Genomic DNA, 23816 nt, shown 5'->3' on the forward strand with positions numbered 1-23816 from the left:
TGTTGTATTGTATAAAGTAAATAGGTGGTATATACTTAGAGAATTATAATCAGATTCTAAAGAAGAACACTTCTATTAAAAAGTTAATAGAGTCTTTTGTTAAGATAATTAAAATGTATTGGATTAAATTCACATTAAGTATAAAGGGTTGTTATAAAGTAGAAGAGATATTAATTTACTGTGTCAACTTGGTGGAGATGAAAATAATGAAGGAGTCCTTTGGAAATGGTAGTAATAGAAGACCAATACTAAAAATTCCTCATTCTAACCTAGAGAGGATATTAGAGGTAATAGCTATTGCTTCGATGATTATTCAAATAGCTATGCTTACAGCTTATTGGAGCAGGATACCGCAGCGTATAGTAACTCATATAGGTATAGATGGCAGACCAGATAGATGGGGAGGAAGAGTAGAACTTTTCGTTCTACCTATAATCTCAGTAGTTTTATATGTTCTTTTTACCACCTTAAGTAAGTTCCCTCACATATTTAACTATATAGTTGATATAAATGAGGAAAATGCTAGATATCAATATGAAAATGCTAGAACATTAATGATAGCTATAAAGTCAGAAATGCTCATATTCTTTACCATATTTCAATATAATTACTTGATGGATGCTTTAAATCGTAAAAGTTACTTTGGTCAATGGGTTTTACCTATTTTTATAATAACTATATTCGGAACATTGGTATACTTTATAAGAAAATCTATAAAAAATAAATAGTAATCCTATTAATGGTTGATGCCATTTAAATAGCAGGCTGTATTCTTAGATAAAGAGTATGGCCTGCTATTTTTACTGTTAATAAAACTAGGATAAAGCCTGATGCTTTTACAAAATGTAATTAGAAGATACAATAAAAAATAAAGCTTACTTGCCAATTATTTATTGGTTTATAGGTAAAAATATTAATATATTGATAAATTTGTTACTATTATTTCCTTAGAAGTTATATAATATAAATTGAGTATTTTAATAGGAGGTTTTAGTCAGTGATAAAGAGCTTATTTATAGATAGAAAAATGTTAAAGCACTTAGATTTTGGTATAATAATAACTGTTATATTAATAGTTCTATTTGGTTCTTATAATATATACACTTGTAGTAATAAAGCCCCTCAACAGATAAGATGGCTTATTTTGTCTTTGGCTATCTCTTATGTAGTTTTGCTTATTGATTACATAAATATAAAACTGTATGTTAAGCTATTTTACTGGCTGTGCATGATGGTGCTTTTATATACCTTGTTTTTTGGAAAAACCATAAACGGAGCAACGGGATGGATTTATGTGGGCTTCTACATCCAACCAGCAGAAATGGCAAAGATAGCTCTCATAATGATGCTGGGAGTGAAGATAGAAGAGATGGAGTTTAAGGTTAATAATATAAAAAACCTTATTATACTTGGAATATATTGTGCTATACCAATGGGGCTTATAATCAAGCAGCCAGATATGGGGATGACTATGGTACTTTTCTTCATAGTACTAGGTGTAGCTTTTTCTGCTAAGGTTGATTTGAAGATATTAGCATCAGGAATATTAGTTGTTGTAATAGCTGTAGTTGGAGTGTGGAACTCAGGACACTTTATTAAGAAATATCAAAAAGGAAGAATTATAGCCTTTCTAGATCCGGAATCTTATGCCCTAGGTGATGGATATCAGTTGCTTCAATCTATGACTGGAGTTGGCTCTGGAGGCCTTTTTGGTAAGGTATTAACCGGAGAAAAAAGAGATAATGGTGGTTATGTAGCAAGCAACGTACCAGAGCCACAAACAGATTTCATATTTGCAGTAACCACAGAGAACTTTGGTACTTTAGGAGCTATTATCTTGTTAAGTCTTTACGGCTTTTTGATATATAGAATAATAGCCATAGCAAGGATTGCCAAGGATGGTTTTGGGATGATATTTGCATCAGGATTAGCCACCTACTTTACCTTTGCTATACTTCAAAATGGAGGTATGGCAATAGGTATTATGCCTATAACTGGAATAACCTTTCCACTCCTAAGTTATGGAGGTAGCTCTCTTTTAACTACAGTAGTGGCTATAGCTTTGGTACTAAATATAGGTATGAGAAGAAAGAAGATTGTTTTTTAGCTTGAATAATAACTTAAATTAAAAAATAGCAAAAGGGAAATATGTATTACAGGTATTTTGTATGAAATGCTTTTGTAATATATATTTCCCTTTATTATTTTTATGCCGATATAAATTTAATCTACATATTTTAAGGCACTTATCTTAAACCTATTTCATCTTCAACCTAAAGAAAATATTTTAGCGAATTTTTCATGAATGTGATAAGAAATAATGAAGATAATAAAAATGTACATTAAACTCTTTAGGTTTTTTAACTTGTAAATAAAGGAGGAAAATATGTGTAAAGAGGCAAAAATATTATTAGGAGTAAGTACTATTTTTACATTGGGCATGGGTTTATCAGGGATATTTGCAAACATATTCTTCTGGAGAGAAACTGGAGACTTTACAATCATAGCTATATACAATCTAATGCACTATATTTTTACACCTATTTCCTTCATAATAGCTGGATTTATAGCTAAAAAGAAAAATGGTATATGGGCGTTAAGAATAGGCTTGCTATTGTATTCAATATTTTATGTATTGATATTACTAATAGGAAAAAGTGGTGTTTGGGCCATATACTTTTTAGGAGTCGTATATGGAATAGCCTGTGGCTTTTACTGGCTGGCCTTCAATACCTTAAGCTTCGATTTTACTTCTCCAACTAATAGAGATACCTTTAATGGCTTTAACGGAAGTTGTAGTGGTCTTGCAAGCATAGTAGCCCCATTTACTTCAGCCTATATAATTACTAGGTTTGAAGGCATAAAGGGCTACAGTATAGTGTTTAGCATAACACTAGCATTATTTGTTGTATTGATGCTCATAAGTCTAACCTTAAGGTGTAAAAATTGTGGCAATAAGCTTAATCTAAAGGTTGCATTTTCTAAAAATAATGAGGACTGGTCAAAAATTAGAAAAGCCACTATGTGTTGGGGCTTCAGAGATGTTATCATAGTATTTATAGTGAACCTTTTAATATTTCAAAGTACAGGAAGTGAGTTGTCTCTTGGTAAGTTATCACTAATTGGAGCTTTTATATCATCTTTAGCCTATATACTAGTACAAAAGATAATCAAACCAAAGCGAAGAAGGTTAGCTATATTTATTGGTGCTTCATCAGCTCTTGTAGGAGCGGTTATGCTTTCTTTAAGAATAAGCTATACTATACTTTTGATATATACAATAATAGATTCTTTCTTCATACCGTTTTTTATGATCCAATTGTCTTCTACTACCTTTAATGTAATAGACAAATCTCATGAGGGAGATCTAAGAGTAGAGTATATGATTAATAAGGATATAGTTCTTAATTTAGGTAGAATCATAAGTACTGTAGTTCTAGTATTTTTACTTTCAACCTTTAAAACATATAACATTTTAAATATATACATAATTATTATAGGAGTAACACCTTTAATATCTGGATATTTCCTATCTAAGCTTAAGAGTATCTTAGATGGAAAAGTGGAGTAAAGATTAATCTATTGGGGGGATTTTTTTGGAGAAGTTTATAATGATATGCGGCTATGGAGGTGTAGCCCTTGAGTTGTGTAAGATATTGCTGGACAATAAAAACTACATAACTGAAAAGTATAACTTGGATTTAAAAGTAAGATCCATAGTAGGCAGACATGGACAGCTTTACGAAGAAAAAGGTATTGACTTAGAAGCTCTATTGAAGTTTGGAAAAGGTTCTTGTGCTATTGAATATTATGCAAAGCAAAAGAATTTAACTTTAAAAACTAATATAGTATTTGAGGGAGATGTTCTTGTGGAGGCTACTCCCACTGACTTAGAAAGTGGAGAGCCTGGACTTACCTATGCACTAAAGGCCTTAGATAGTGGCATGAATTTAGTATTTGCATCTAAAGGAGCCTTGGTAACAAATTATAAGTTGATTTCTACAAAAGCAGCAGAGCTAGATTTAAAGATAAATTATAGTGGGGCCACTGCTGCGGCCTTGCCTACTTTAGACATAGGTGAGAGTAGTTTAAGCGGAGCTAGGATTAAATCCATAAAAGGAATACTTAATGGCACCACTAACTTTATATTAACTGAGATGTTCACTAATGACATAAGCTTCGAGGATGCTCTAAAAAAGGCTCAAGAAAAAGGGATAGCTGAAAAGAATCCTGACTTAGATATAAGTGGCTTTGATAGTGGCTGCAAGCTTCTATTAATAGCTAATAGGATATTTAATAAGCAATACGATATTAGTAAAGTTGATATAAAAGGTATTGATAAGTTAAGTGTTGAAGATATTAATTTAGCAAGATCTAGTGGACAAACCATAAAATTAATTGCTGAAGCGAGATTTAATGGAGATGAAGTTGAAATGAAGGTTGCGCCTTTACCAGTGCCAAAAGCAGAGATGTTTTCTTCAGTTAATGGAACTAATAAGTGTATAGTTTATGATACACTTGAGATGGGAGAAATCTTTTGTGCAGGAGGGGCCTCAGATCCTATGGGTGCTGGAGCTGCTGTTTTAAAGGATATAATAAATTTATATAAATAAGATTTTGATACTAATAAACTATGGAATAAAGGTATATTATTGAATAAGGGGTGATTATAATGTTTAGTGCTGATAATTTAGCTAATTTAAGTGAATTAGAGTTGGAGTTGTATAAATATGTAATAGAGAATATTAACAAAGTGATTTATATGAGAATAAGAGAGTTGGCCCAAGAGACTCATGTTTCTACCACAACAATAATAAGGTTTTGTAGAAACTTAGGTTGTGATGGATTCTCTGACTTTAAGGTTAAGCTGAAGATGCATGCGAAAGAGAGCAATACCAAATCCGTTGATGATAATATAGATGCTATTGAAGAGTTTATGGAGAGGTCCTTAAAAGGAGACTTAGATGAAAATATAATAAAAGCAGCTGAGCTGATTGTAAACTACAATAATGTTTTATTTATAGGTATAGGTAATTCAGGGTTTATAGCTGGCTATGGTGCACGTTACATGTCAAGTTTAGGTAAGTTTGCGGTACATATTGATGATCCTTATTTCCCTCTTATAGGTGACTTGGTCAATAATAGTGTTACTATAGCGCTTTCTGTGTCTGGTGAAACAGATGCTGCCTTAAGACTTATAAGCTTACTTAAGTCTAAAGGTAGTAAGATAGTAAGCATAACTAATAAAAAGAGTTCCACTTTATCGAAGCTTTCTGATGTAAGTATATCTTATTATATAACTACAGAAAGCTATTTGGATAATGATTTAGAGTATAGAGACACTACTTCTCAGGTGCCTGCTTTATACATTGTTGAAGCTCTGGCAAGGGAAGTAAATAGAATGATAGTATAAGTAACAGGGTGTTTTTAAAAAGTACCATTTTACAATAAGAGTTATATTTAACTATAGTCGGTTAAACCTTTACATAGGTGTTCGGTAATTGTATAATTTTTATATGGTTGTAGTATTTGACTATAATTCCTAATAATCTTAGTTTAATAAACAAATTTTTGATCTAGATTATTTTAATATTTGATTATATAAGCTTTATATTAAGAATATTATATATTAGTTAGTTTTTGTATCAGTATATAAAGTACAAGCTTTTGCATTTAATACTTTGGCTATGTTTAAGATTACTGTTGAGATTAGAGGTTGTTTATGAGATGCTATGTGATTAATATATTAATTATTTACATAAGCTCATTAAAGTGTCTTAAAACTAATCAATTAATTTCAATGTAATGGTTAAAATAGCCAAGCTTTAAATATGTATCTCATATAAAAATATATCTTAGGAGGAATATATCATGAATACTTATGTAGCAGAACTAAACTGTGCACAGTTGAAGTACTTGATAGAGTTTTTTGACAACTATCAAGATGAAAGCATAAAATGTACTATTAAAGATAGTGTAAGTAAAATTAAATCCACAATGGATGTAGAAACAAATCTTCCAAAGGATAAGTTAGAGTCTTATTTAAAAACAACATTTAAAAAGAAATCAAAATACGGAATGGCATTATATTTTGCTATTTATGTAAAGTAAGTAACTTCAGAGGATGTTTTAGGGCATCCTTTTTTCATATCAATGATAGGTTATTTATATAAAGAGGGGGATTGTATGAAGCGAATTTTAATAGTCTGTGTAGCTGGCATGTCTACTAGTCTTTTAGTTAGTAAGATGATGAGCGCGGCAAACGATAAGGATTTAAATATAGAGATATTCGCACTGCCTATCTCAAAATGTGCAAATGTAAGTAATACCGTAGATGTAGTTCTTCTTGGACCTCAAGTACGCTGCCAAAAGGCTCAAATAGATAAAATAATAAAGGGAAGAGTTCCTGTAGCTGTAATAGATATGAAGGACTATGGCATGATGAATGGAAAAGCTGTCTTAGATAAAACCCTAGCACTTTTAGGTTAAAAGATTAGGATTAAAGATATATTACTTTAGTAATGTATTTTAAAGCATAAGTTATACATGTTATTACTTTTTTCACCTGTTAGATAGCCTACAAAGGGATATTATTTATATATAATATTTAATGTTTAGGAGGCTATCATGAACAATTTACAAGCACTTGGATTGCATCAATTATATTTAATGGGTTTGGTATTATTTTATATAGTTTATAAGCAGGTGGTTACAAGACCAGTTAAGGGATCTCGCTATATAATAATTCCCTTATTGTTAATTTATTTTACCTTAGAATCAATAGATTCTATAACAGGAGGATTAGGAAAAGCAGCTGGAGCTTTGACCATACTAGCATCAGTTGGAGTTATAACCGGTGTTATATCAGGGATGTTAACTAAAATATTTAGAGGAGAAGACGGAATACTTTATCAGAGTGGTGGAGTGCCTGTGTTAGTATTTCTTGTAATAACTATACCAATAAGAATAATGCTTAGATATACCTTAGGACATATTCCTGGAAATGAGGTTTTAAACTATGCAGGACTATCTTATCTAGTTATGATATCTTGCCAAATGGTTGCAAAGAGCATAGTTGTAATATGGAGAAGACCTGAAGTTTTGCAATTAATATTTCAGCAGAGAGCTGACAAAGCAAGGAGAAGACTTGAGAGAAGAATAGAAAAAAGCTCAAGAAGACTAGATAGGATGAATTAGATTATGTTATCATACAAAAAATTGATAAGTAAAGCCAATGTAGAGAGAAAACTACATTGGCTTTTATTACAGTATATGAAAGGTGCATTCAGTGACTTTTTACCGTGATAGAAAAATATAAAATCTTTTCCTAGCCCTTTTTATTATCTATATTTTCCTCTTTCATATTGAGTTGGATACTGTATATCTTCATGGAGGTCATGAGCTGCTTTAAGTGGCCAGTAAGGATTTCTTAATAGTTCTCTTCCTAAGAATACTAAATCAGCTCTATTATTAGATAGAATTTCTTCTGCCATATAAGGCTCAGAAATTAGTCCGCCAGCAATAGTAGGAAGCTCGCAATTTTTATTTATAATCTCTGAAGCTTTTACTTGGTACCCTGAAAAAGCATGTATAGTAGCTGGAGCAACACCACCTGTGCTCACATTGACAATATCTATACCTTCCGATTTAACAAGGTTTATAAGTTCAGCCATAGTTTCTGGAGTATTGCCACCTTCTACGTAATCCTCTGCTGATACTCTAAGTATTAGAGGTTTATCTTCAGGCCATATACTTCTTACTGCTGAAACTAACTCTTTCAAAAATCTTGCTCGATTTTCTAAACTTCCACCATACTCATCTTCTCTCTTGTTGGATAGAGGTGAAAGAAATTGAGATATAAGATATCCGTGAGCTCCGTGGATTTCTATCGTATCAAAGCCTGCCTTTAAAACTCTTTCTGAAGCATCTTTAAATAATTTCACCACTCTAGCAATATCTTCTTTAGTCATTTCAACTGGTGTTCTGTAGGTTTCATCAAAAGCAAGGGCACTAGGTGCTATCATAGGTTCAGATAGCACTTCAGATTTTCTTCCAGCATGATTAAGCTGTATACCTACCTTAGCGCCATATTTGTGGCATTGATCCACTATATTTTTAAGTCCTTCAATATGAGAATCATCCCAAATCCCTAAGTCTTTCGAAGAAATACATCCTCCAGGCTCCACGCCTGTTGCTTCAAGGATAATAAGGCCTGTACCTCCAATTGCTCTTGTAGAGTAGTGAATGTAATGCCAGTCGTTAGCATATCCAGCACTATCCGAAGAGTACATGCACATTGGAGCCATGACTATTCTGTTTTTTATCTCCATGTCTTTGATCTTAAAACTACTAAAAAGTTTAGACATATATATCACCGCCTGGTTATTTTAATTTACTAAGTAAATATATTATACAACTTTTATACGTATGAGAGTACATTTATTTTTAACATTAATTACATATGGCCCTATTAAAGAGATTATCATCCATAAAGTGTAACTTATGCTTAAATGAAAATGTACTAAGAATTAGGCAAATATCTTCGATAATTATTTATATAAAATTTTAGGAGGATTATTTATGCCAAAACTTAAGATGAAAGAAAGTGGAAAAAGGTTTAATTTTAGTGGCATTGGTTTTAAGCTAATACTTATACTAATATTAATCTGTCAGATTCCACTAAATACCTTTGGAGTATTAGCATATAACAAAGCTAATAATATTCTTTATGATAAACTAAAGACAACCGCGGGTCAGGAATTAGAGTTGGTAAGTGGATCCATAGATAATTATTTTTCTGGTGTATCAGCAACCACAAAGATGTTATCTAATAATGTTGATTTGACTCAGATAGCGATACATCCTGAGTATGCAAGCTTTGCATTAGAATTATTTAGAGAAGCAAAGGAAAGCAATAGTGATATAGAACAAATAGTTTTTTCAACTATAGATAAGAAGATTGTAAGGTACCCAGCACAAGAGACAAAGGCTGGATATGACCCAACTACGAGACCATGGTACAAAGGCGCTATAGAAAAACAAGATGATATAAACTATTCTGAGCCATACAAGAACTCTACAGGAAAGTTTGTAGTTTCTATATCTAAGACTGTAATGAACAATGGTACTCTAGTAGGGGTAGTATCTGTGGATGTTGATTTGAAGAACCTATCAGAAAAGTTGTCAAAGGTTAAGGTAGGAAATTCAGGTTATGCATTTATAAGTGATGCAGAAGGTTTGATGATAGCTCATCCTGATAGTTCTCTTATAGGCGGAGACATCACTACAAAACAAAGCTATTGGAATGAAGTGAAATCTAATCCAAGAGGTTTTACTAAATATACTTATAATGGACAGAATAAGTTTGCAAGCTATTCTACAAATGCAGTAACTGGGTGGAAGATAATGGCTTCCATGCAGCAAAAGGAACTAAATGATGATACTGATGATATAAGAAACTTACTTATAATAATTATAGCTATATTTCTTCCTTTAAATATATTAGTTGCATATATATTTAGCAAATCAATAAAGAAAAATATAAATAAGTTGAAAGATGTATTCAAGAAGGCTTCAGCTGGTGACCTTACTGAAAGGATTAAGATTAATTCTAAAGACGAGTTTGAAGAGTTAGCTAATAGTTTTAATGAAATGACAGATGGAATATGTGCATTGATAGGTACTGCAAAGGAATCTTCAGATATAATCAATAAGACTTCTGTATCTATATCAGCTATGAGTGGTCAGACTACTAACGCAGTAGCTGATATAGCAAAGACTATTGATCAGGTTGCGTCAGGAAGTACAGAACAGGCTAAAGACATAGAAGATGGTGTTTCTGAGCTACAATCACTGGTATTCAAGCTTCAGGAAATAAATGAAAAGACCAAGAGTATGTTTAAGGTTTCAGAGAATACAGATGAAATGACTAAGGATGGCTTAGTAGTAATGGATCTATTATCTTCAAAGTCTAAGGACACAAACAATGCCTCAGATAAGATAGAAATTGCTGTAAGAGACATGAGTGAAGCATCTTCAAATATTAAAGCTATAACTAGTAGTATAAATGAGATTGCGGAACAAACTAATCTATTAGCTCTAAATGCTGCTATTGAAGCTGCTAGAGCTGGAGAAGCAGGTAAAGGCTTCTCTATAGTGGCTGATGAAATAAGGAAGTTAGCAGAGCAATCCACTGAAGCTACTAAGGATATAGAAGCACTCATAGATCAGGTTGATGACAAATCTAAAATTGCAGTTAGAGCGGTTAGTGAGGCGAAGACAACCATAAGTGAACAAGGCGAAGCTGTTACTAAGACAAAAGTTACCTTTGTGGATATCTCAAAAGCTATTGAGAATTTAAGTAATATGATAAGTAGTGTTCAAAGCTCAATAAATGATATTAACAGAGATAAAGACTCAATTATGGAAAAGATGCAGAATCTTTCAGCTATATCAGAGGAAACTGCAGCTAGTACAGAAGAGGTATCTGCAGCAACAGAAGAAGTATCTGCATCAATGGATGATTTTAATGAAAATGCTCAAAGGCTTAAGAGCTTATCTGAAGAGCTAAATAATGACATAAATAAATTTACTATTTAATAGCAAGATTAAAAAGGTGTTCATGGTACATTGGTATCATGAGCATCTTTTTATTTTATAGGCGGTTTTATCAAGTAAACGAAGGCGTTAAATATATGAAAAATAAAAATAGTGCATACATGTTAAAAGTTTATCATTATAACCTTAGGTAAATAGTAAAGTTGATTGTTTAAATTAGAAATTGTATTAAATTAAATAAAAATTTAACTTTATGTATTTTAGTAGTTAAAAAAACGACAATGTTGTCGATAAATATATGAAGATGTTGAAAAAAGGTCTATAAATTGTAAGATTATATATTTTTTATAATGTAAGCTTTGTTTATTTGATAGCAGAATTTTGTAAGGTTATGCCTATTGTACACGTTAAACATGGGAAGTAAAAAGATATAAATACATAAATATAAAAATATATAGACTTTTATCATCAGTGCAGTTTGACTTTTAAGGGGGAAGAATTAATGTCAAAGACTACAAAAAAGAGAGAGAGAAAGGTATCAAGATTTAGGGGAATAAGCTTTAAATTAATACTAATGTTGATACTTATATGTCAGGTTCCACTTATTACATACGGGGAGATATCTTACAAAAAGGCCTATAACATAATATTAAATAAGTTTAAAGTAACTACAAACCAAGAAGTAGAGCTTGTAAATGATTCCTTGAATAATTATTTTACTGGAATAGTAAATACTACCCAAATGCTTTCTAATAACGCTAATTTAAAGAATCTAATTGATCATCCAGAGTATGGACAATCTACAAATGAATTGTTTCAAAACGTAAAGGAAAGTAATCCAGATATAGATCAAATAATATTTTCAACTACAGATAAGAAAGTTGTTATCTATCCAACGGCTGAAATGTCAACAGGTTCCTATGACCCAGCAGCTAGACCTTGGTATATAGGAGCAGTAGGTAGTGAAGGCAATGTTGTATTTTCAGAGCCTTATAAATCTGCTACAGACAGCAAAAACATAATATCTGTATCAAAAACAGTAAGTAATAATGGCAAATTAGTTGGAGTAATTGCTATAAATATAAACTTGGAAACTCTTTCTGAGAGAATGGCTAAAATAAAAATAGGTAATGAAGGTTACGTATTTGTTAGTGATAAAAATGGAGTAATGATCTCTCATCCAGATAAATCTTTACTTGGAAAAGATGATACTACTAAACAAACTTATTGGAATGAAGTTAAGAATGGTGAAAGTGGTATGTCTGAGTATATATACACTAAGACTGGAGAAACCAAGTATGCCAGCTATAAGACAAATAGCATTACCGGGTGGAAGATAATGGCCTCCATAAAGAAAAGTGAGATAAACAGTGACACAAAGGTTTTAAATGAACTACTTTATGCATCATTACTAATAGCTCTAATAATTAATGTGACAGTTGCCGTTTTATTTAGTAGGGCAATTACTAAGAATATAAAGAAATTAGTAGAGGCTCTAAACAATGCAGCTAAAGGAATTTTAACAGATAGAATAAGTGTAAAAAGTAAAGATGAGTTTGGTGTGCTAGCTACAAGTTTTAATGAAATGGCAAGCGGTATAGGTACCCTTATAGCTAATGTGAAAAACTCAACTGATACAATAAACAATACTGCCATAAATATAGCTGCAATGAGTGATCAAACCACAAATGCAGTAGAAGATATAGCAAGGACTATAGATCAAGTTGCCAGTGGAAGTACTCAACAAGCAAGAGATGTTGAAGCAGGTGTTGATGAAATCGAAGCATTAGTGAAAAAGTTACAAGTTATACTTGAACATACTAATAATATGAACAAGGTATCAAATCATACCGAAGAAATGGCTAAGAGTGGTATGAGTGTTATGGATACTCTTACCGAAAAATCAATAGATACTGGGAAGGCTTCGGATAAAATCGAGGTTGCAGTTAAAGAAATGAGAGATTCCTCACTAAATATTCAAGAGATAACAAAGGCCATAAATAGTATTGCAGAGCAAACAAATCTTTTAGCTTTAAATGCAGCAATTGAAGCAGCTAGAGCTGGTGAGGCAGGAAGAGGCTTCTCAATAGTTGCGGAAGAAATAAGAATGCTTGCAGAGCAATCAACTGAATCAACAAAGGATATTCAAGCACTTATAGAACAAGTTAACGAAAAGTCAAAGGTAGCAGTTGAGTCTGTTGCAGAGTCTAAGGTAACAATAAAAGAACAAGGTGAAGCTGTTAGAGAAACGAAGAGTACCTTCAATGATATATCTAATGCAATTGATAAATTGACAGGCATGATAACTAATGTACAGCAGTCAATAGCAGGTATAAATAAAGACAAAGATTCAATAATGGAAAGAATGCAGAATATGTCTGCTATATCTGAAGAAACTGCTGCAAGTACTGAAGAGGTTTCAGCAGCAACTCAAGAGGTCTCAGCTAATATGGAGACCTTCAATGAAAAGGCTGGAGCTTTAAGAGAGCTTTCAGAAAGCCTTGAAGATAATGTTGGTAAGTTTAAAATATAATATATAAATTGTGTATTTACTAGTAAAGTGGTCGCTGAAGTATTTATTCAGAGGCCACTTTTTGTTTGAAATTATAATTTATTGTTGTTTTAATCTATCGGTTTTCAGAGGTTACAATAAAATAAATTACTATGAAGTATAGTAAAAAGAACAAATCATATTTACCTGCCGCAATTTCTTCACATAAATTCACAAAATACATATGGTTAAAAAACTAGTTTAGTAAAAACACCTTAGTTAGTTTTTTATTATCAAATTTAATTAGTGAACATATTATAGTATTGATTACTTTTAAGGACTGATAAGATTTGAAGGGAAACTCAGATAAACATAAGGTTAGCATAATAATATTAACTTATAACAATCTAGAATATACAAAAAAGTGCTTAGAAAGTATAAAGAAATATACTACAGAAATAGATTATGAAATAGTTATAGTTGATAACTGCTCAACAGATGGAACAAAGGAGTGGTTAAAGCAAAATGATCATATAAAGTGCATATTTAATGAGGTAAACTTAGGCTTTCCTATAGGTTGCAACCAGGGTATATTAGGCGCTACAGGAGATAGTATATTGCTTTTGAATAATGATGTTATTGTTACTCCTAATTGGATCTCTAATCTTATGACTGCACTATGGAGCTTAGATGAAATAGGTGCAGTTGGAGCAGTAACAAATAATTGTTCATACTATCAGACCATTGAAGTTGATTATAAAGATTATGATGAGCTTATAGATTTTTCTACAAAATATAATATATCGGATCCATCAAAATGGGAGCAGAGGATTAAACTTATAGGTTTTTGCATGCTGATAAAGAGAAAGGTTATTGACGAGATAGGCCTTTTAGATGAGAGGTTTACTCCAGGTAATTATGAGGATGATGACTACTCTTATAGGATTATGAATAAAGGATATAAGCTTATTCTCTGTAAGGATACCTTTATACATCATTATGGAAGTGCGTCTTTTAAGAGGGATTCAGCAAGTACAAGTAACATAATGCAGACTAACCATAATAAGTTTATGGAAAAGTGGGGCTTTGATCCAGATAGTATGACCTTAATAAGATATGAGGTCATAAGCAGAATAAAGTGTTTAGAGAATAAAGAAATAAATGTATTAGACTTAGGCTGCGGATGTGGCGCTACTTGTTTAAAATTAAGAGATTTATATCCTAAAGCTAAGTTTTTTGGAATTGAGAAAAATGCAGCAGCAGCTAAGATTGCTAGTAACTTTATGACGGTAAAGCTAGGCGACGTAGAAGCTATAGAGTTTGATTATGAAAGAGGTTTTTTCGATTACATTATACTTAGCGAAATCCTCCAATATTTGAAGAAACCAATTGAATTCTTAGCTAATATAAAAAAATATCTAAAACCTTATGGAAGTCTTGTGTTAATAGTACCCAATGCCATGTATATTGAGAAAATTAGGAAGCTCATAAATGGAAGCTGGCTCTACGATAATCAAGCGTTTGGAGAAGGGTGCTTATGGATTTGCACTTTCACGGATATATATAAGATACTATCTGAGCACAAGTACTTTAATGTGCGTGGGGAAGGAATATTAGGATACCTTAACAAAGAGGATTATGAGCTTGTAGATAGATTGCTAGGTGTATGCGGTCAAGATATGAGGATTCAATATATATCAAACAGATATGTAATTGTGGCGGACAATAATAATTATGATGTGGAAGCAGAGTTGAAATTTCTTCTTAGAAGAATTGAAAATGATATAGATATTGAAAACAGTATAGGGAAGCTTTTGAAATTAATTTTGTCTGAGAATATTTCAATGATGGACATAGAAAGTTCCATTGAAAAAAATATAATGTTAAAGGAGAAATTAAGAAATACTTTGAATGTAATTTCTTTGGAGGAGAAAAATGAATGATAAGAAGATTGCATTTATAACCTCTGTAAATGATAAAGAATTATATGATGAATCAAAGTTTTATATACAGCAGTTAAATAAACCTGCTGGGTTTGAGATAGAATTTATTAAAGTTGAAGAGGCTACCTCTCTAGCAAAGGCTTATAATTTGGGGATGAATAGCTCAGATGCAAAATACAAGGTTTTTATTCATCAAGATGTATTCATAGTTAATAAGAATTTCTTATATGATATTTTAAATCTATTTAATACCTCTGAAGCAATTGGAATGATAGGAGTAGCTGGCTGTAAGTGTATTCCAAAGAGTGGGATATGGTGGGAGACAGATCAAACCTATGGAAAGGTAGCTGATAGTCACACTGGGGTAATGGAGCTTCTTAGCTTTAAAGAAGTTAGTTGCGACTACGAAGAGGTAACTGCATTAGATGGGCTAATAATGATAACTCAGTATGATATACCCTGGAGAGAAGATATTTTCTCAGGCTGGCACTTTTACGATATATCTCAAAGCTTAGAGTTTAAGAGAAAAGGATATAAGGTTGTGGTTCCTAGACAAGATAATTTATGGTGCATTCATGATTGTGGAGTTATAGATTTAAACTATGGATATGAGCAAGAAAGGCTAAAGCTACTGCAGGAATATGCAGAGGAACTAGCTAGTTATAATCCAACTAAATAACTTGGAGGAATACTATGTTTGGAAAAGTATTAGTTTTGGCTCCCCATACTGATGATGGAGAATTAGGCTGTGGAGGAACTATTGCAAGATTTATTGAAGAGGGGTCACAGGTATATTATGCGGCTTTTTCTGTATGTGAACTATCATTACCCAATGGACTTCCAAAGAACACACTAGAAATTGAGGTTAGAGAGGCTACAAAAGAATTAGGAGTAAGGCCTGAAAATCTCTTTCTATATAAATATGCAGTAAGAACATTTTCCGATAATAGACAAATGATCTTAGATGATTTAATAAAACTTAGGGAAAAGCTTAAACCTGAGCTTATTTTGATGCCCTCCCTACAGGACATACACCAAGATCACCAGATTATTGCAAATGAAGGGGTTAGAGCATTTAAGAAGTCGTCTATCTTAGGATATGAAATGATATGGAATAATCTATCCTTTAATACTCAAGTATTTTTTGTTTTGCAGGATGCACATGTAAAGTCTAAGGTAAGAGCCTTAAGTCACTACAAGTCCCAAAGTCATAGAGATTATTTAAATGAGGGTTTTATTAGAAGTTTAGCCATGATAAGAGGCGTTCAGATAGGAGAAAAGTTTGCAGAGGTATTTGAGGCAGTAAGATGGATAAATAGATAGAAAATTGGAGGAAATATGAGTATAGATGGTTGTATAAAAGGGAAAAAACTATTTCTAACAGGCGGTGCAGGGTTTATAGGAACTAAGATATGCGAAAGGCTATATAAGGATAACAATATATTAATTTATGATAATTTAAAGAGAAATTCTATAAAAGCTACTAATCTATTGAAGGATAAATCCATTGAGTTAATCCAGGGAGATATATTAGATCTTCAGCTATTAAAGAAGAGTATAGATTTATTTAAGCCAGATATAGTTATACACCTAGCTGCTATAGCAGGTATTGATTCAGTTATTAAAAATCCAGTGGATACTATGAAAGTAAACATGATTGGGACTTATAATATTTTGGAGGCTATAAAGACTTGTTCTTTAGATGTGGATAGATTTATTGACTTCTCAACTAGTGAGGTTTTTGGGGTTCAAGCTTATAAGGTTAATGAAAATAGTAACACCAATTTAGCACCAGTAGGTGAGGCAAGATGGACTTATTCTGTGAGTAAGTTGGCAGGTGAACACTTGGCTCATAGTTATTATAAGCAATATGGAATTAAGGTTGTTACAGTAAGACCTTTTAATATATATGGACCTGGACAAGTTGGAGAAGGCGCAGTTCATCAATTTATTATAAGAGCAATTAACAATCAGCAAATTCAGATTCATGGAGATGGAGACCAAATAAGATCTTGGTGCTATATAGATGATTTTATTGAGGGCATCGAGCTATGTTTAACCAATACTAAAGCTATAGGTAACTCTTTTAATATAGGTAATCCTAAAGGTACCATAACCATAGGTATGCTAGCACAGTTAATAAAACAAATAGCTAATTCTAAATCTGATATTGTGTATGTGCCAAAAACTTATGTTGATGTTGATTTGAGAGTGCCTAGTATAGATAAATCTTATGAGTTATTAGGTTTCATACCTAAAATCCAATTAGTTGAGGGATTAGAAAAAACTATAGAGTGGTATAGGAAGCAACAAAAAAATAATGGATAGAATATGTTATGTTTTCTTAAACACAGTTGATTAGGAACATTGCAAAAAAATATAAATGCAAACCATGCACATAATAGGTTTAGCTTTATATTTATAGATTTTGCAATGTTCTTTGTATTTTATAAAATAAAACTATGATATAAGCTGAAAGTGCTATTTGATAGAAGTTATAAGGCTTTAAGAAATTGTATACTTGTGGGTTTAGATCTTTTAGGATAAACACTTAATAAAGCTATGCCTTGTTACAGCTTATTATAGATATTTATTAAATCAAGGCAGATTGAATTTCTATCATGGTATTTTTCAACATATTGTCGTCCCTTAGCACCTAATTCAAGTAAGAGCTCTTGATTTTTAAGATAATACTCTAGTGTAGCTTTTAGATTATCAGGATTTGCAGATATTATAGGTAATTCCTTTGGGTATTTTTCCTTCATAAAATCACTTATGAGGCACACTACTGGTTTTCCAAGAGCCATGGCTTCTATTGAGAAAAGTCCATAGCTTCCTGTCAAGACTTGATCGATAACTAAATCCGAGGCCTCGTATATTTTTACAGCTTCTTCATGGGAAATATTTTGGACAAGTTTAAAATCAAAATTATAGGATTGCTGAAGTTCATCAATTGCTTTTAAAATATAAGGTGTGCCTTTAAATTCTGGTGATGTAGGGGCGTGAACAATTAAAGGTTTATCCTTAATTGTATTTTTTATAGATTTATATTTTGATAGGTCAATAGCAGGCCTTATATAATGAAGGTTAGCATGGAAATCCTTCACATATTCGGCAAGTTCATAATCAACTAAACAATCAGGTATATAGTGAGAAAGGAATTCTAGTTTTCTCTTTATTTGGTCCTCATTCATATCCTTTACTTTAACATATTTGTTTAACTTAACAGCTTTAGTGTACATTCTTACATCAGAGCCCCAATACTGCATTACTGCTTTCTTACCTAATTCTTTAATTAATGGCAAGTCACTGTAATCTAAGGTCAGAGTTGTTCCAAAATAAAAATGAAATAAATTATTTTCTGATATTAAATCAGAAGCTATTTTTTTAGTTTCAAGATCAGCTTGTTCAATAGATTTATAAGAAGGTAAGTCCAACATATAGTCAGCTTTATAGCCCAAATAACTTGGATAATAGTTTACCGAAGCTGCATGTATTCCTAAGGCTTTTAGTCCTTCTACTGAGGTATACATCTGATTTGCAATCTCCATTGAACCGAAAATCACATGAGCTTTTGAAAAATCATTTTTATAATTTATATTAAAGCCTATTAATGGGTCAAATAACTTGGCTCTGCAGAAATACTTAAAAGCTCCACTAGAGTTACCTTCTCTGCATAGCAAATTGGCAAAAGTAAAATTTAGATTCGCATTTTTTTCATTTAAGCACATACCTCTTTCAAGTATGGATTTAGCTTGTTCATACTGATTTTTTACTATACATAGGTAACCTAATAAGTAATATCCATCGGAGTCGTTAGGTTCTAAGGTTACATACTGCTCTGCTAACTTATAAGCCTCCTCAATGTTGTTCTTATCTATGTTAATTTCTATAGCTTGCTTTATCCTCATAGCATTATCATCCATTTATTCTTACACACCTTCTATCATTGATTAGAAATTATTATTTTTGTATTAGACTATGGTCAACACGGTACCTTAACAGAGCCTTGTATTAATATATTACTCTAGGTTAAAACTTCTACACATTTCATCCAATTAAAGTAGGAAGTAAGACCATAAGATAAGTTGAATTTAGGTTTATAATTAAAGGAGCTTATTAGCTTAAGGTTGTTTCCTATTAAGCTTTTTACGTAGGTATCTTTAAATGATAAATTTAAGTTTTTTTCACCACAGACCAGCGCTATCTTATGACAAAGTTCTTCTATTGAGACGATTTCATCTCCACAGACATTAAAAGTTCCTGGTAGATTACATTCAATAGCAATTTTTATAATATTTATAACATCATCAATATATATAGGATTTATCTTGGGACTGCCGGATTTGTTTAAAGTGATTGTTTTGTGGCTAATTACATTTGAGAACAGATTGCTTATTAATCTATTATTTTGACCTTGGCCATAAGGAAAGAAAAGTCTCAAAACTGTTATAGATAACTTATTCTTATATAGATCGCAGAGCTTTTCAGAAAAATACTTACTTAGTGTATATATTTCTTGTGGATTGCATAACTGATTTTCTGATAGAGGGCTTTCATTAAAGCCATATACTCCTCCAGAAGATAAAAAAATAAATTTTGAAATTGAATTCTCAATGCAGAAATCTAGCAGATCAAGAGTTGACTTTACATTCACATCTATATATTTATCGTTTCTATAAGATTTATCATTAACTATAGCTGCACAATGTATAACTGCCTTAATCCTATTTATTGGTAACTTACTCAAAGGTGTTTTTAGATCCCAATAAATATTGGAGCATATGGGGTTTCTATTTCTGCCAATATTAGTTATGTCGTATATACTATTTACTGCCTTAACTAGGCTTGAGCCTATAAAGCCAGTTCCACCTGTGATTAGGAGTTGTGGTCTATCATCCATTAATTAATTTCTCCTTCTAGTAAGATTATATTTAGTTACAACTTATTAGGATCTAGATTTAATAACTTTAGCAGGAACCCCTACTGCCACTGAGAATTTAGGGATATTTCGGTTGACAACAGCATTTGCTCCTATCTTACTACCTTTTCCGATAGTAACACCAGGTAGTATAGCTGCCCCTATACCTATATTGCAATCATCTTCTATATTAATAGGAGCATAATCTAAACCCGAAAATAGCATTGGAATATCTAATCCTATATCTTTATGTTTAGCACCATGAATTTTTACCATAGGACCAATTCCTACATTACTTCCAATAGTAACACCACCGGCACCGTGAATAAAACATTGCTGGCCTATCCAAGTATTTGAACCTATAGTTAATACTGAGTTAAAGTAGCCCTTTAATATGGTGTCATGCCCTATATATACGTTGTCTCCTATTACAATATTTTCAGGGAAGAATATTCTCACACCATCTTCTATGATTACATTTGAACCGCATTTCTTTAATTTATTTTTATCAGGAATTCCTTTACCTTCACTTGACCATAGCTTTATAAACATTTTAAACCTCCAAGAAGAATAAGATAACAAATAATTACTTTATTCATATATATGTATGATGAGGGTACTAAATAAGGTACAACACTTTATTACTGGAGATTGATATGAGCATATTTACTTATGAAAGCTATGAGAAGTTATTAGATAAGATGAAAGCAGTAAACCATATATACAGCTTTAGAGCATTACCTGAAAACGCATCTTCTGGAATAATACTGAGACATGACATTGATTTTGATATAAAAAAAGCTTATGAGCTCTCTAAGATTGAAGAAGATAAAAATGTTACAAGTTCATATTTTGTGCTTACAACTTCTGAAGTATACAACGTTAGTTCTCTAAAGAATGGAGTTATGCTAAGAGCCATGCACAACAAAGGCTTTGAGATAGGCTTACACTTTGATCCACTTATATATAGCAATTTAGATGGAGATAAGCTGTTAAGCAAAGTTAAAAGTGAGTGCGCCATTATTGAAGACATAATTGGCCATAGAGTACATTCCATAAGCCTTCACTGTCCGTCAGTTCTCAATAAATATCCTAAGTTTATAGGATATAAAAATGCATATGATATAGACTTATTTAAAGACGAGTTTTATATATCAGACTCATGTAAGGACTTTAGGGGCAAGGATATATTTAAATTTGTTGAAAAGGGAAAGAACAGCTTAATACAAGTGCTATTACATCCAATACATTTTAATACATTAGAAACTACTTATATTGATAGCTTTAGTGATATATTTGAGAACAAAATCAATGATTTAGATTGTGAGATGAGGATAAACAAGAAGTATAATGAAGAAATTGGTGCTAGAAGATTAATTGATAGAATTTGCGAGCGTTTTAGTTAGTTGGAGGTAATATGAGAAAGTTTTGCTTTAATAGTTATGAGCTTAATAATATTAGTAAGTACAGTGGAAAAGTTAACAAAAGGGTTGATGTATTCCAAGTTGCAACTGCCAGCTCACCAAAAGATAATAGCTTAATATTTATAAATAAGTTAGATAGACAATTACTTAATCATATAATTGGAGTAAAAGAAAGTGTCATATTACTTCCTGAAGATTGCTTTGAAGCCCTAGATAAAGCTTTTTTATTGATTAGTAAAGAAAATGTAGTTATCCCAGTAGACAATCCAAGACGAGAATATGCAAGAATATTAAATTATATATTGGAAAGAGAAGAGGTACAGCATACTGGCTATAAGATAAACGAATTAGGATATGTTTTAGGTAAAGGTGTTGTCATAGGAAAGGATACTAAGATAGAGCCTTTTGTTTTTATAGCTGACAACTGTGTTATAGGTGATGGCTGTGTTATAAAGAGTGGTGCAAAGATAAGAGAGAACACTATTATCGGAGATAATTGCATCCTAAAGGAGAATTGTGTCATAGGTGATGAGGGGTTTGGTATGGAGCGAGATGAACAAGGAATACCTTATAGAATTCCTCATTTAGGTGGGGTTGTTATAGGAAATAACGTAGAAGTAGGTGCCTTAGTATCAATAGCTCAGGGGACTATTGAACCTACAGTTATAGAAGATTATGTAAAGATTGATGACTGCGTATTTATTGCTCATAATTGTAGGATAGGCAAAGGAAGTTATATAATAGCCAATGCGGAGATTAGCGGTAGTGTAGTTATAGGTGAGAATAGCTGGATAGGTCCAAGTACATCTATTATTAATGGAATAAAGCTTGGGAGAAGTGTCACTGTTGGAATTGGAAGTGTAGTAATAAAGAATGTGGAGGAAAACACTATCGTTGCAGGCAACCCTGCGGATACCACAGAAAAGCTTAGAAAGTTAAATAAGGTAATAAAAAGTTTATTAGATGAGAGTAAAGGCAAGAGCGGTATATAAAAGAATAGCTCTTGCTATTTTTATTTTTCAGGAAAAGATAAAACTCTTACTAGTTGAACCGAGCACGCCTTGCAAGAACATATTTTTTTAGTAAACATATTATATATTGAAACTTAGGCTTATTGTTGTTAATAGATAAATAAAAGGAGTCAACAAAAGTGTTTAAAGAAACTGAGCTTAAAGAAAAGATTATTAACAAAAGTGCAGTGGTTGGAGTAGTGGGCTTGGGATATGTAGGACTTCCCTTAGCGGTTGAAAGTGCAAAGTGCGGCTTCAAGGTTATAGGGTTTGACATCCAAGATAAAAAGGTAGATATGATCAATAAGGGCATTAATTATATAGGTGATATAGTGGACTCGGAACTTAGTTCATTGGTGTGTACTAAAAGACTTGAAGCAGTAACTGACTTTAGCTTTGTAGCTAAGGTGGATGTGGTTTTAATATGTGTACCAACTCCACTAGACAAGTATCAACAGCCAGATATCAGCTATGTAAAAAAATCTACAGAAGCCGTAGCTCAATTTCTTCACAAGGATATGCTTGTAGTGTTGGAGAGTACAACCTATCCTGGAACCACTGAAGAGCTTGTATTACCAATATTAGAGAGTATGTCAGCTCTAATCTGTGAAGAGGATTTTTATTTAGCCTTTTCTCCTGAAAGAGTAGACCCAGGTAACTCTATATATAATACAAAAAATACTCCTAAAATAGTTGGTGGTGTTGGTAAGTATAGTACGGAAATTGCACGAAGTTTTTATGAAAGTGTGTTAGATAGCAAGATTATAACAGTATCAAGCCCAAGGGTAGCAGAAATGGAAAAGATACTTGAGAATACCTATAGGAACATAAATATTGGCTTGATAAATGAGATGGCCATTATTTGTAACAAGATGAATATAGATATATGGGAGGTAATTGATGCTGCTAAAAGCAAACCATATGGCTTTCAAGCTTTTTATCCAGGACCAGGTCTTGGAGGCCATTGTATACCTCTTGATCCTTACTATTTAACCTGGAAAGCAAGAGAATACGACTACCATACTAGACTTATAGAGACTGCTGGAGAGATAAATAATTATATGCCTAGATATATAGTTGAAAGGGCTTCAGTTATTTTAAATGAATTTAATAAACCTTTAAGAGATTCAAAAATATTAATACTTGGAGTTGCCTATAAAGCTGATATAGCAGATTATAGAGAGAGTCCAGCACTTAAGATCATAGACAACTTTAAGAATCATGGAGCCAAGGTTGATTTCTATGATCCATATATAGAGAAATTTAATTATAAAGGATTTGAATATAGGGGCATTGAGCTAACTGAAGAAGCTTTGAGCAACTCAGACTTAGTAGTAATTACAACTGATCATAAGATGTACGATTATGAACTTATTCAAAAGAATTCTAAGCTTATATTTGATACAAAAAATGCTACTAAGGATATCAAGAATAGAGAAAATATATATCTTTTATAGATTTGTGTAGGAG

General features: G+C 32.1%; 21 protein-coding genes. 17 read left to right on the top strand and 4 right to left on the bottom strand.

The features are described 5' to 3' along the window. The first annotated feature begins 206 nt into the window (after window positions 1–206). The 8 genes from GXK57_RS00865 to GXK57_RS00900 all read left to right on the top strand — a co-directional run bounded on the left by GXK57_RS00865 (window position 207) and on the right by GXK57_RS00900 (window position 7197). Complete coding sequence (locus tag GXK57_RS00865) at window positions 207–728, top strand: DUF1648 domain-containing protein (RefSeq protein WP_160670038.1); 522 nt, start codon at window positions 207–209, stop codon at window positions 726–728. A 269-nt stretch (window positions 729–997) separates the two neighbouring features. Next, window positions 998–2107: an FtsW/RodA/SpoVE family cell cycle protein gene (locus GXK57_RS00870; RefSeq protein ID WP_202127650.1), complete on the top strand. Its 1110-nt coding sequence runs from the start codon at window positions 998–1000 to the stop codon at window positions 2105–2107. 279 nt (window positions 2108–2386) lie between these two features. After that, window positions 2387–3571 (top strand): MFS transporter, encoded by a 1185-nt coding sequence (locus GXK57_RS00875; protein ID WP_160670041.1) that lies wholly within the window; start codon window positions 2387–2389, stop codon window positions 3569–3571. A gap of 25 nt (window positions 3572–3596) precedes the next feature. After that, window positions 3597–4613, top strand: a complete 1017-nt coding sequence (locus GXK57_RS00880; protein WP_160670044.1) for a homoserine dehydrogenase — start codon at window positions 3597–3599, stop codon at window positions 4611–4613. A gap of 59 nt (window positions 4614–4672) precedes the next feature. Then, on the top strand, window positions 4673–5413 hold the full coding sequence (locus GXK57_RS00885) for a MurR/RpiR family transcriptional regulator (protein ID WP_160670047.1): 741 nt from the start codon (window positions 4673–4675) through the stop codon (window positions 5411–5413). A 458-nt stretch (window positions 5414–5871) separates the two neighbouring features. After that, on the top strand, window positions 5872–6111 hold the full coding sequence (locus GXK57_RS00890) for a hypothetical protein (RefSeq protein WP_160670050.1): 240 nt from the start codon (window positions 5872–5874) through the stop codon (window positions 6109–6111). A gap of 75 nt (window positions 6112–6186) precedes the next feature. Continuing rightward, window positions 6187–6489, top strand: coding sequence for a PTS sugar transporter subunit IIB (locus GXK57_RS00895; RefSeq protein WP_160670053.1), 303 nt, complete (start codon window positions 6187–6189; stop codon window positions 6487–6489). A 138-nt stretch (window positions 6490–6627) separates the two neighbouring features. Then, complete coding sequence (locus tag GXK57_RS00900) at window positions 6628–7197, top strand: hypothetical protein (protein WP_160670056.1); 570 nt, start codon at window positions 6628–6630, stop codon at window positions 7195–7197. A gap of 143 nt (window positions 7198–7340) precedes the next feature. On the opposite strand, the gene namA is transcribed toward GXK57_RS00900, so the two are convergent. After that, window positions 7341–8366: an NADPH dehydrogenase NamA gene (gene namA, locus GXK57_RS00905; RefSeq protein ID WP_160670059.1), complete on the bottom strand. Its 1026-nt coding sequence runs from the start codon at window positions 8364–8366 to the stop codon at window positions 7341–7343. 214 nt (window positions 8367–8580) lie between these two features. Between namA and GXK57_RS00910 the strand changes: the two genes are divergently transcribed. The 6 genes from GXK57_RS00910 to GXK57_RS00935 all read left to right on the top strand — a co-directional run bounded on the left by GXK57_RS00910 (window position 8581) and on the right by GXK57_RS00935 (window position 17319). After that, entirely contained in the window at window positions 8581–10599 is a 2019-nt protein-coding gene (locus GXK57_RS00910; RefSeq protein ID WP_160670062.1) for a methyl-accepting chemotaxis protein, read from the top strand. 460 nt (window positions 10600–11059) lie between these two features. Then, window positions 11060–13090 carry a methyl-accepting chemotaxis protein gene (locus GXK57_RS00915; RefSeq protein WP_160670065.1) on the top strand — a complete coding sequence of 677 codons (2031 nt, stop codon included), beginning with the start codon at window positions 11060–11062 and terminating at the stop codon, window positions 13088–13090. A 308-nt stretch (window positions 13091–13398) separates the two neighbouring features. Next, complete coding sequence (locus tag GXK57_RS00920) at window positions 13399–14991, top strand: glycosyltransferase (protein ID WP_160670068.1); 1593 nt, start codon at window positions 13399–13401, stop codon at window positions 14989–14991. Next, a complete protein-coding gene (locus tag GXK57_RS00925) occupies window positions 14984–15670 on the top strand; it encodes a glycosyltransferase family protein (RefSeq protein ID WP_160670071.1) in 687 nt (228 codons plus the stop codon). Before GXK57_RS00920 ends, GXK57_RS00925 begins: the two co-directional genes overlap by 8 nt. A 14-nt stretch (window positions 15671–15684) precedes the next feature. Then, window positions 15685–16314, top strand: coding sequence for a PIG-L deacetylase family protein (locus GXK57_RS00930; protein ID WP_160670074.1), 630 nt, complete (start codon window positions 15685–15687; stop codon window positions 16312–16314). 15 nt (window positions 16315–16329) lie between these two features. Next, window positions 16330–17319, top strand: a complete 990-nt coding sequence (locus GXK57_RS00935) for an NAD-dependent epimerase/dehydratase family protein (protein WP_160670077.1) — start codon at window positions 16330–16332, stop codon at window positions 17317–17319. 242 nt (window positions 17320–17561) lie between these two features. Here GXK57_RS00935 and GXK57_RS00940 read toward each other — a convergent pair whose 3' ends face one another. The 3 genes from GXK57_RS00940 to GXK57_RS00950 all read right to left on the bottom strand — a co-directional run bounded on the left by GXK57_RS00940 (window position 17562) and on the right by GXK57_RS00950 (window position 20464). Then, window positions 17562–18917 carry a tetratricopeptide repeat protein gene (locus tag GXK57_RS00940; protein ID WP_160670080.1) on the bottom strand — a complete coding sequence of 452 codons (1356 nt, stop codon included), beginning with the start codon at window positions 18915–18917 and terminating at the stop codon, window positions 17562–17564. Window positions 18918–19018: 101 nt separating this feature from the next. Further along, the gene (locus GXK57_RS00945) at window positions 19019–19894 is read right to left on the bottom strand and encodes an NAD(P)-dependent oxidoreductase (protein ID WP_160670083.1); all 876 of its coding nucleotides are present in this window, start codon (window positions 19892–19894) and stop codon (window positions 19019–19021) included. Between the two features lie 45 nt (window positions 19895–19939). Then, complete coding sequence (locus GXK57_RS00950; RefSeq protein ID WP_202127651.1) at window positions 19940–20464, bottom strand: DapH/DapD/GlmU-related protein; 525 nt, start codon at window positions 20462–20464, stop codon at window positions 19940–19942. A gap of 104 nt (window positions 20465–20568) precedes the next feature. Between GXK57_RS00950 and GXK57_RS00955 the strand changes: the two genes are divergently transcribed. From GXK57_RS00955 to GXK57_RS00965, 3 genes are all read left to right on the top strand, one after another. Further along, window positions 20569–21318 (top strand): hypothetical protein, encoded by a 750-nt coding sequence (locus GXK57_RS00955; protein WP_160670086.1) that lies wholly within the window; start codon window positions 20569–20571, stop codon window positions 21316–21318. 11 nt (window positions 21319–21329) lie between these two features. Next, entirely contained in the window at window positions 21330–22328 is a 999-nt protein-coding gene (locus GXK57_RS00960) for a UDP-3-O-(3-hydroxymyristoyl)glucosamine N-acyltransferase (protein ID WP_160670089.1), read from the top strand. 158 nt (window positions 22329–22486) lie between these two features. After that, complete coding sequence (locus tag GXK57_RS00965; protein ID WP_160670092.1) at window positions 22487–23803, top strand: nucleotide sugar dehydrogenase; 1317 nt, start codon at window positions 22487–22489, stop codon at window positions 23801–23803. Window positions 23804–23816 lie beyond the last annotated feature (13 nt).

Source organism: Clostridium sp. C8-1-8 (genome assembly GCF_009928445.1).
Classification (GTDB): domain Bacteria; phylum Bacillota; class Clostridia; order Clostridiales; family Clostridiaceae; genus Clostridium_AR.

Bases quoted from the DNA above. Each gene is read 5' to 3' on its own strand.
- GXK57_RS00885 (WP_160670047.1), top strand. From the start codon at position 4,673: ATGTTTAGTGCTGATAATTTAGCTAATTTAAGTGAATTAGAGTTGGAG.
- namA (WP_160670059.1), bottom strand. From the start codon at position 8,366: ATGTCTAAACTTTTTAGTAGTTTTAAGATCAAAGACATGGAGATAAAA.
- GXK57_RS00940 (WP_160670080.1), bottom strand. From the start codon at position 18,917: ATGGATGATAATGCTATGAGGATAAAGCAAGCTATAGAAATTAACATA.
- GXK57_RS00895 (WP_160670053.1), top strand. From the start codon at position 6,187: ATGAAGCGAATTTTAATAGTCTGTGTAGCTGGCATGTCTACTAGTCTT.
- GXK57_RS00955 (WP_160670086.1), top strand. From the start codon at position 20,569: ATGAGCATATTTACTTATGAAAGCTATGAGAAGTTATTAGATAAGATG.
- GXK57_RS00915 (WP_160670065.1), top strand. From the start codon at position 11,060: ATGTCAAAGACTACAAAAAAGAGAGAGAGAAAGGTATCAAGATTTAGG.
- GXK57_RS00900 (WP_160670056.1), top strand. From the start codon at position 6,628: ATGAACAATTTACAAGCACTTGGATTGCATCAATTATATTTAATGGGT.
- GXK57_RS00950 (WP_202127651.1), bottom strand. From the start codon at position 20,464: ATGTTTATAAAGCTATGGTCAAGTGAAGGTAAAGGAATTCCTGATAAA.
- GXK57_RS00925 (WP_160670071.1), top strand. From the start codon at position 14,984: ATGAATGATAAGAAGATTGCATTTATAACCTCTGTAAATGATAAAGAA.
- GXK57_RS00865 (WP_160670038.1), top strand. From the start codon at position 207: ATGAAGGAGTCCTTTGGAAATGGTAGTAATAGAAGACCAATACTAAAA.
- GXK57_RS00890 (WP_160670050.1), top strand. From the start codon at position 5,872: ATGAATACTTATGTAGCAGAACTAAACTGTGCACAGTTGAAGTACTTG.
- GXK57_RS00910 (WP_160670062.1), top strand. From the start codon at position 8,581: ATGCCAAAACTTAAGATGAAAGAAAGTGGAAAAAGGTTTAATTTTAGT.
- GXK57_RS00945 (WP_160670083.1), bottom strand. From the start codon at position 19,894: ATGGATGATAGACCACAACTCCTAATCACAGGTGGAACTGGCTTTATA.
- GXK57_RS00930 (WP_160670074.1), top strand. From the start codon at position 15,685: ATGTTTGGAAAAGTATTAGTTTTGGCTCCCCATACTGATGATGGAGAA.
- GXK57_RS00935 (WP_160670077.1), top strand. From the start codon at position 16,330: ATGAGTATAGATGGTTGTATAAAAGGGAAAAAACTATTTCTAACAGGC.
- GXK57_RS00960 (WP_160670089.1), top strand. From the start codon at position 21,330: ATGAGAAAGTTTTGCTTTAATAGTTATGAGCTTAATAATATTAGTAAG.
- GXK57_RS00875 (WP_160670041.1), top strand. From the start codon at position 2,387: ATGTGTAAAGAGGCAAAAATATTATTAGGAGTAAGTACTATTTTTACA.